This is a genomic window from Paracoccus aminovorans, assembly GCF_001546115.1.
In the GTDB taxonomy this organism is placed as follows: Bacteria; Pseudomonadota; Alphaproteobacteria; order Rhodobacterales; family Rhodobacteraceae; genus Paracoccus; species Paracoccus aminovorans_B.
In genome coordinates this window covers 1,752,288-1,760,083 of record NZ_KQ955208.1, presented here as the reverse complement: position 1 = coordinate 1,760,083, position 7,796 = coordinate 1,752,288, and the positions used below count along the sequence as shown (strand labels likewise).

Here is a 7,796-nt window from a genome sequence, read left to right as displayed (position 1 = left end):
ACCGCTCGACGCAACGCAAGGTTCCTTGCGGCGCCCCGGACGAAGAACGGCTGACGGAAGACATCATCACGCTCGCTCGCACCTACGGGCGATATGGCTATCGGATGATCACCGGATTGCTGAACAACGCCGGTTGGCATGTAAATCATAAACGCGTGGAACGGATATGGCGGCGTGAAGGGCTGAAGGTCCCGCAAAAGCAGGCAAAGAAGGGTCGGCTCTGGTTGAACGACGGGTCCTGCGTCCGTCTCCGGCCGGAGCACCCGAACCACGTCTGGTCCTATGATTTCGTTCAGGACCGGACACATGACGGACGGCTGTTTCGGACGCTCAATATCATCGACGAATTCACGAAGGAGGCGCTGGTGATCCGTGTAAACCGCAGGCTCAATTCCACCGACGTAATCGACGCCCTGACGGATCTGTTCATCTTGCGTGGCCCGCCTGCGTTCATAAGGTCCGACAATGGCGCGGAATTCATTGCCAAGAAGGTGCAGGGCTGGATCGGCGCAGTTGGTGCCAAGACCGCGTTCATCGAGCCGGGTTCACCCTGGGAGAACGGGTATTGCGAGAGCTTCAACGCTCGATTCCGCGACGAACTCCTGGATGCAGAAGTCTTCTATTCGCTCAGGGAGGCCCAGATCCTCATCGAGCGATGGCGCCGCCACTACAACACTGTCAGGCCGCACAGCTCCCTGGGATACCGCCCACCCGCACCGGAAGCCGTCATCCCAATAGACCAGCGGCCGACGATGCACTAACAATCAACCCGGACCACTCGGTGGGGGCAGTCCACTCCCGCCCGGGCGATCCGCTGGGGTCTCTCCGCATGGACCCGATCCGCGTCCCCGCCGCCGATTGCCTGCACCTGTTCAAGCCGCTCGCCGCGGGCCAGCTGCGCGGGATCACCTGGCTCGCGCCGGTGCTGCTGCGGTTGCACGAGCTCGACCAGTTCGAGGACGCCGCGCTGGTGAAGGCCAAGGTGGCGGCGCTCTTCACCGGCTTCATCACCGATCCCGATGGCACGGCGGGCGGGCTCTCTGGCACCAACACCGGCGGCGCGCTGACCGTCGGCATGGAGCCCGGCAGTCTGATCCCACTGCCGCCCGGCACCGACATCCGGTTTTCCAACCCGACCGAGCACGACGCCTATGCGCCCTTCGTGAAGAACCATCTGCGCGCCGTCGCGGCCGGGCTGGGCCTGCCTTACGAGCTGGTCTCGGGCGATCTAGAGGGCGTCACCTATTCCTCGATCCGCGCGGGGCTCATCGAGTTCCGCCGCCGGGTCGAGCAGCTCCAGCACAACGTCGTCGTGCACCTGTTCTGCCGCCCGGTGTGGGAGCGCTTCGTGCGCCTGGCGGTGCTGACCGGCGATCTGCCCGCGCGGGACTTCGACAGGAACCCGGACGCCTATCTCGGCTGCGAATGGCTGCCGCCGAAGTTCGACTACGTCGATCCGATGAAGGACGTGCAGGCCGAGATCATGGCGATCGGCGCAGGGCTCAAGAGCCGGTCCCAGGCGATCTCCGAACGCGGTTACGACGCCGAACAGGTGGATGCCGAGATCGCCGCGGACCGCGAGCGCGCGGACGGGCTGGGGCTCGCCTTCGGCCATACGGCTGCACCGCAGCAGAAGGAGGCGGCCGATGGCTGACACCATGGAATTGCTCACCCGCCGCGCGACGCTGGCGCCCGCCACGGCCGATCCGGACGCCCGCACCGTCGAGGTGGTCTGGTCTACCGGCGCGCCGGTGCGCCGCCGCGACATGGCGGGTCCCTATATCGAGCGGCTGAGCCTCGCGCCCGAGGCGGTGGACCTGTCGCGCCTCGAAGGAGCCAGCGTCCTCGACGCGCATCGCCAGACCGCCGTCCGCGACGTGCTGGGCTCCGTCCGCAGCGCCGCCGTGGACGGCAAGCGCGGCACCGCCCTCATCCAGTTCTCGGCCCGTCCGGAGGTGGAGCCGGTCTGGCAGGACGTGCTGGCGGGCATCCTGCGGCACGTGTCGGTCGGCTACTCGGTCGAAGACTGGGCCGAGAGCATCGAGAACGGCGCGCGCGTGCTGACCGCCGTAAACTGGACGCCCCACGAGATTTCCCTGGTGCCGACACCCGCCGATCCCGGCGCCCATATTCGCATGGAGACAGAGATGACCGACGCGACCACCCGAGAAGCCGCCGACATGGTGCCCAACACCGAGACCCGCGCCGAAGCGAACGCCGAGATCCGATCCATCGCCCGCATCGCCGGGCTCGACCAGTCGTGGGTCGACGGCCAGATCGATGCGAACGCCGATCCCGACACCGCCCGACGCGCCGCCTTCGAGGCGCTGGCGAAGCGATCCGCGCCAACCATCCGCACCGAACAGGTCCGCGTCGAGATGGGCGAGAGCCAGGACGATCCCGCGCTCCGCGCCCGGCAGATGGGCGAGGCGCTCTACGCCCGGATCAACCCGCGGCACGACCTCTCCGAGCCCGCCCGGCGATACGCCTATGCCACGCCCGTGGACATGGCGAAGGAACTGCTGACGCTCCGTGGCGAGTTCACCATGGCGCTGTCGCCCGCGAGCCTCGTCACTCGCGCGCTGCACACCAACTCCGACTTCCCGATCATCCTCGGGGACACGGTGGGTCGCGTCCTGCGCGACGCCTACCAGGCCGCGCCCTCGGGCATCCGCCGCCTCGGCCGTCAGACCACGGCGCGGGACTTCCGCGCGGTGAACAAGATCATGCTGGGGGAGGCGCCGCTGCTGGAGAAGCTGAACGAGCACGGCGAGATCAAGGCCGGGACGATGGCCGAGGCGCGCGAGGCCTACAAGGTCGAGACCTGGGCGCGGAAGATCGGCATCACAAGGCAGGTGCTGGTCAACGACGATCTTGGCGCCTTCGCGGACCTCGCCCGGCGCATGGGTCAGGCCGCCGCCGAGACCGAGGCGCGGATCCTCGTGACGCTCCTCGAGGCGGGCAGCGGCAACGGGCCCACCATGTCCGACGGCAAGACGCTGTTCCACGCCGACCACGGCAACAAGGCGGGCACCGGTGCCGTGATTTCCGACGCGACCCTCTCGGCCGCGCGGCTGGCGCTACGCACGCAGAAGGGCATCGAGGACCGCACGATACGCGTCACGCCCCGCAACCTGCTGGTCCCGCCCGCGCTGGAGACCACGGCCGAGAAGTGGCTGGCCAGCATCGCGCCCGCGACGGCGGCCGATGTGAACCCGTTCTCGGGCTCGCTGTCGCTGGTCGTGGAGCCCCGGCTGTCGAGCGCGACCCGCTGGTATGTGACGGCCGATCCCGGCGAGATCGACGGGCTCGAGTTCGCCTATCTCTCGGGCGCCGAAGGCCCGCAGGTCGAGAGCCGCTCGGGCTGGGACGTCGACGGCGTGGAGATCCGGGTGATCCTCGATTTCGGCGCCGGGTTCATCGACCACCGCGGCTGGTTCATGAACGCAGGCGCGTGATGGCCGACCTCGCCCAGTTCACCGCCTGGCGGGACGCCCTGATGGCCGCGCGCTACCGGGGCGTCCGCACCGTCGAATACGACGGCAAGCGCATCACCTACGCGAGCGACGGCGAGATGGCCGCCGCGCTCGCGGACCTCAACCGGCAGATCGCGAGGGCGACCGAGCGCATCTCGGTCGTCCGCATCCAATCCTCGAAAGGGCTCTGAGATGAAGAACTACCTCCAGAACGGCCACATCGTCCGCGTCGCGACACCTGCGGGCGGCATCGCCTCGGGCGACGCGCTGATCGTGGGCAACATCTTCGGCATCGCCGCCTATTCCTCGGCCGAGGGTGACCCGGTCGAGCTCTCCACCACCGGCGTGTTCCAGCTGCCGAAGGCCAGCGCCGCCGTGCTGACGGTCGGTGCGCGTGTTGCGTGGGACAACACGGCGCAGGAAGTGACTACACCAGCGGCCGGGCGCTTCCCCATCGGCGTTGCCGTCGAGGCGGCCGGGAGTGGCGTCAGCAGCGTCGCGGTGCGGCTGGATGGCGTGGCAACGGTGGCGTCGTGAGCAATGTCATCCGTCAAGTTTGGTGATGCCGAGCGTGCGTTCGATTTGCTTTCGCAGGTTCGTCAGACCGCGATGATCACTGGGCGTCTTGGGAATAGTAATAGCATCGAGGCCCTCGAACAGGTCATCAGCTTCCATTCGAATGTGTTTGTTGTCGGATTTCTCCGAGTAGCCATGACGCGCCAGTAGCGACGTCAGTTCGCTCGCAACGCGTTTCGGGTCCTTTGTTGCCCTCGCCAAGTCTTGCGAAAGTTCGGTAAGAGCAGGCGATACCGGAAGCCGATCCAGAACCCGCTGCAGAATCACCTTTGACCGAGTATCCAATCCGATCTGATCAGCGACCGCAAGCGTCGTTCTGGCGGCAAAGCGCAGTCTGTCCGAAACTTCCCCGGCATAGATTTCCGGCCCGATCCGCCGAATGAGGTTGTCAGCCGAGAACTCCCCCTCGTCGGTTCCCACGCTATCGGCCGGCCGGGCAACAAGCGCCTGTTCGAGTTGTCTTATCCTGTCCTGCAGGTTTTCGATCTCTTCGAGGTACAGCTGCTCGCTTTCAGCCGCAGTTAGCCGCGACTTCTCGCTTGAACGCTGCGCCCGCAGGGCCTGTTCCTGCAGTTCGGTCCAATCCCACCCAAAGGAAGGCATCTGGCTCCGAAGGCTTGCTGTAGCCTCCCGAATCGTTGCTGCCAGTTCGACCCCATCCTGGATCTGCCATCCGATGAAGTACCTTCTGACAACGCCTTGGCCCGGTGCTGACAAAGCCACGGTACCACCGTAGGCATTCCTTGCGTCAGTCTGCTCGCGAAGAGAAAACGAGAAGGTACGGTCTGGTTCGACAACAACGTGTGCAATGCCGCCCAGATCATAGGCCAGCTTCTCGATCTCAGTTTGATTCAGCACCCACGTCGACTTGCCGGTCGCGGACACGTATACCACGGGAAGCCACTTAGTGGCATCACCCACGGTCACCGACCTGGCAGTGGTGAGGCCCTCGCCATCATTCTTCAGCCATATGGCGGCATCCGACACCGCGAGCTGGCGGTCCTGGCCTCCCCAGCCGTTCTTGATAAGAGCCTTGATGAGGTAGGGTTTTCTCGGAGTTTCCAGTTTCGCACCAGCAGTGGTCGCGATGCACTGGGTGCGAAGACGAACAAGATCCTGTCCACCCTCTGCTGCCCCGCGCCGCAGAACACATTCGGTACGCCACACCCGTCCGAGGTCGTCAGGCAAGTCATGTCGCGCGCCAATCGCGGACCAGCCGTCAGCGGTTTGAAGCTCCCGCATCCGGAGTTCTTCGCCGGTAGCCGATCGCACGTGAACATTCGCACCATCCAGTTCCGCCTCTGAAGCGCTTGAAAGGACGGCCTGATGCTTCATACCACGCAACCAGCCGACTACTTCGGAGACGAAGGCGGCACGGTTGGGGCTGGCTCGGACGGGAAATTCTGTTGAAAATGGGAGCATTCCCGAAAGATCAGGCATCCTCTTTGCGGCGTCAACGGAGAATTGGTCACCGCTCGTGGTTGGTGTCGCGGATGCAGGCTGGCTCACGGCTTCAAGCCAGACACCGGTTCTCCTAGGACGCCATGTCGGTGATCTCGCGGAGCTTCTCGAGGTAGTGCTTCAATGTGCCGACATGGCCCCAGTTTGCCTCATCCGGGTCGGAGCCGAAGTGGTCGGCGCTGTGAGCCAGCATGGCCAGCAGGACGTCGATCTCGATCTTGGCGGCGATGAAGGCGTCCAGCGCTGCATCATTGGTCTTGAACATGAGGGTCCCCGAGTTGGTTGCGAGGACATGGCGGCTCTGGTCTGCCTTTGGGTCAAGCTCAATCGTACACGGAACGTCCCACGAACACCCTGCCGATCCCGTGTCGCATGGGTGTTGCACGGTGGAATCGGGGGTGTTCGTAAGGGTTTGGAATCTTAGGGGGATGTGTTGCGGCGGTTTGCAACGTAAAAAGCGCCCCGTGGGGCGCTATGTTTTGGCCTAAGCCTTTGTAATCTTGTAAGAAAGTTTGGTTGCGGGGGCAGGATTTGAACCTGCGGCCTTCAGGTTATGAGCCTGACGAGCTACCGGGCTGCTCTACCCCGCGCCATTTGCGCTTTGTGTTGGCGCGTTATCGTTTCGAGAGATGTCTCGCTGCTTTTCAGGTCTGGCGGTGACCTACTCTCCCACGTCTATTGACGCAGTACCATTGGCGCGACGGCACTTAACGGCCGAGTTCGGGATGGGATCGGGTGTTTTGCTCGTGCTTTGGCCACCAGACCGGAAAAGAAGCGAGATCGGCGTTATCCCCTGCGGGATCTGGTTGTCCAAGGATGCTTTTGGAGGAAGACGAGGTCTGTCTTCTTCCGGATCAAATCAAGCCAATCGAGCCATTAGTACCGGTCAACTGAACGCATTGCTGCGCTTACATCTCCGGCCTATCGACGTGGTGGTCTTCCACGGCTCTCAAGGGATACCTTGTTTTGAGGGGGGCTTCACGCTTAGATGCCTTCAGCGTTTATCCTGTCCGTTCATAGCTACCCAGCACTGCCGTTGGCACGACAACTGGTCCACCAGTGGAACGTTCACCCCGGTCCTCTCGTACTAGGGGCAACTCCTCTCAAGTATCCTACACCCACGGCAGATAGGGACCGAACTGTCTCACGACGTTCTAAACCCAGCTCACGTACCTCTTTAAATGGCGAACAGCCATACCCTTGGGACCTGCTCCAGCCCCAGGATGAGATGAGCCGACATCGAGGTGCCAAACGATGCCGTCGATATGGACTCTTGGGCATCATCAGCCTGTTATCCCCAGCGTACCTTTTATCCGTTGAGCGATGGCCCTTCCACTCGGGACCACCGGATCACTATGGCCGACTTTCGTCTCTGCTCGACTTGTCAGTCTTGCAGTCAGGCTGGCTTCTGCCATTGCACTCAACGAGCGATTTCCGACCGCTCTGAGCCAACCTTCGCGCGCCTCCGTTACTCTTTGGGAGGCGACCGCCCCAGTCAAACTACCCACCACGCAGGGTCCCGGACCCGGATAACGGGCCGCGGTTAGACATCAAGAGTGCGAAGGGTGGTATCTCAAGGATGGCTCCACCGGAACTGGCGTCCCGGTTTCAATGCCTACCACCTATCCTGCACATCACAATCCTGATGCCAGTGCGAAGCTATAGTAAAGGTGCATGGGGTCTTTCCGTCTAACCGCGGGAAGTCTGCATCTTCACAGACAATTCAATTTCGCTGAGTCCACATTTGAGACAGCGGGGAAGTCGTTACGCCATTCGTGCAGGTCGGAACTTACCCGACAAGGAATTTCGCTACCTTAGGACCGTTATAGTTACGGCCGCCGTTTACCGGGGCTTCAATTCAAGGCTTGCACCTCTCCTTTTAACCTTCCGGCACCGGGCAGGCGTCAGACCCTATACGTCGCCTTACGGCTTCGCAGAGCCCTGTGTTTTTAGTAAACAGTCGCCACCCCCTGGTTTGTGCCCCCAGCCACTGCTTGCGCAGCAACCGGGCCTCCTTCTCGCGAACTTACGGAGGTATTTTGCCGAGTTCCTTAAATGTGGTTCTCTCAAGCGCCTTGGTATTCTCTACCAGTCCACCTGTGTCGGTTTAGGGTACGGTCTTGTGGAGGGCTATTTCCAGGAACCGCTCACCAGCCCTTCCAATCCGATAAGGAAGAACTAGCTCTGCGATCCGTCACCATCTCCTGGCCCAGGAATATTAACCTGGTTCCCATCGACTACGCCTTTCGGCCTCGCCTTAGGGGCCGGCTTACCCTGCTCAGA

At 63.0% G+C, this 7,796-nt stretch carries 7 protein-coding genes, 1 tRNA gene, 1 rRNA gene and 3 other annotated features; of the genes, 5 read left to right on the top strand and 4 right to left on the bottom strand.

Annotation, left to right across the window (positions count from 1 at the left end; translation table 11 throughout):
• The 5 genes from ASV56_RS09070 to ASV56_RS09050 form a co-directional block, all read left to right on the top strand.
• On the top strand, nucleotides 1-761 hold a 761-nt coding region (locus tag ASV56_RS09070; protein WP_082724774.1), incomplete at its 5' end, for an IS3 family transposase.
• On the top strand, nucleotides 656-1,654 hold the full coding sequence (locus ASV56_RS09065; protein WP_301336093.1) for a phage portal protein: 999 nt from the start codon (nucleotides 656-658) through the stop codon (nucleotides 1,652-1,654). The genes ASV56_RS09070 and ASV56_RS09065, both read left to right, overlap by 106 nt.
• Nucleotides 1,647-3,458, top strand: a complete 1,812-nt coding sequence (locus ASV56_RS09060) for a prohead protease/major capsid protein fusion protein (RefSeq protein WP_062561682.1) — start codon at nucleotides 1,647-1,649, stop codon at nucleotides 3,456-3,458. Before ASV56_RS09065 ends, ASV56_RS09060 begins: the two co-directional genes overlap by 8 nt.
• Nucleotides 3,458-3,667 (top strand): phage head-tail joining protein, encoded by a 210-nt coding sequence (locus ASV56_RS09055; RefSeq protein WP_062561681.1) that lies wholly within the window; start codon nucleotides 3,458-3,460, stop codon nucleotides 3,665-3,667. The genes ASV56_RS09060 and ASV56_RS09055 overlap by 1 nt, the downstream gene beginning before the upstream one ends.
• Nucleotide 3,668: 1 nt before the next feature.
• A complete protein-coding gene (locus ASV56_RS09050; RefSeq protein WP_062561680.1) occupies nucleotides 3,669-4,013 on the top strand; it encodes a DUF2190 family protein in 345 nt (114 codons plus the stop codon).
• A gap of 6 nt (nucleotides 4,014-4,019) precedes the next feature.
• On the opposite strand, the gene ASV56_RS09045 is transcribed toward ASV56_RS09050, so the two are convergent.
• From ASV56_RS09045 to rrf, 4 genes are all read right to left on the bottom strand, one after another.
• Nucleotides 4,020-5,492 carry a hypothetical protein gene (locus ASV56_RS09045; protein ID WP_156429116.1) on the bottom strand — a complete coding sequence of 491 codons (1,473 nt, stop codon included), beginning with the start codon at nucleotides 5,490-5,492 and terminating at the stop codon, nucleotides 4,020-4,022.
• Nucleotides 5,493-5,586: 94 nt separating this feature from the next.
• A complete protein-coding gene (locus ASV56_RS09040; protein ID WP_062561678.1) occupies nucleotides 5,587-5,778 on the bottom strand; it encodes a hypothetical protein in 192 nt (63 codons plus the stop codon).
• A 248-nt stretch (nucleotides 5,779-6,026) separates the two neighbouring features.
• A tRNA-Met gene (locus ASV56_RS09035) sits at nucleotides 6,027-6,103 on the bottom strand.
• A 58-nt stretch (nucleotides 6,104-6,161) separates the two neighbouring features.
• Nucleotides 6,162-6,276, bottom strand: a 5S ribosomal RNA gene (gene rrf, locus ASV56_RS09030).
• 105 nt (nucleotides 6,277-6,381) lie between these two features.
• Nucleotides 6,382-7,237, bottom strand: a sequence feature (23S ribosomal RNA rRNA prediction is too short).
• 9 nt (nucleotides 7,238-7,246) lie between these two features.
• Nucleotides 7,247-7,584 (bottom strand) — a sequence feature (23S ribosomal RNA rRNA prediction is too short).
• 4 nt (nucleotides 7,585-7,588) lie between these two features.
• Nucleotides 7,589-7,796 (bottom strand) — a sequence feature (23S ribosomal RNA rRNA prediction is too short).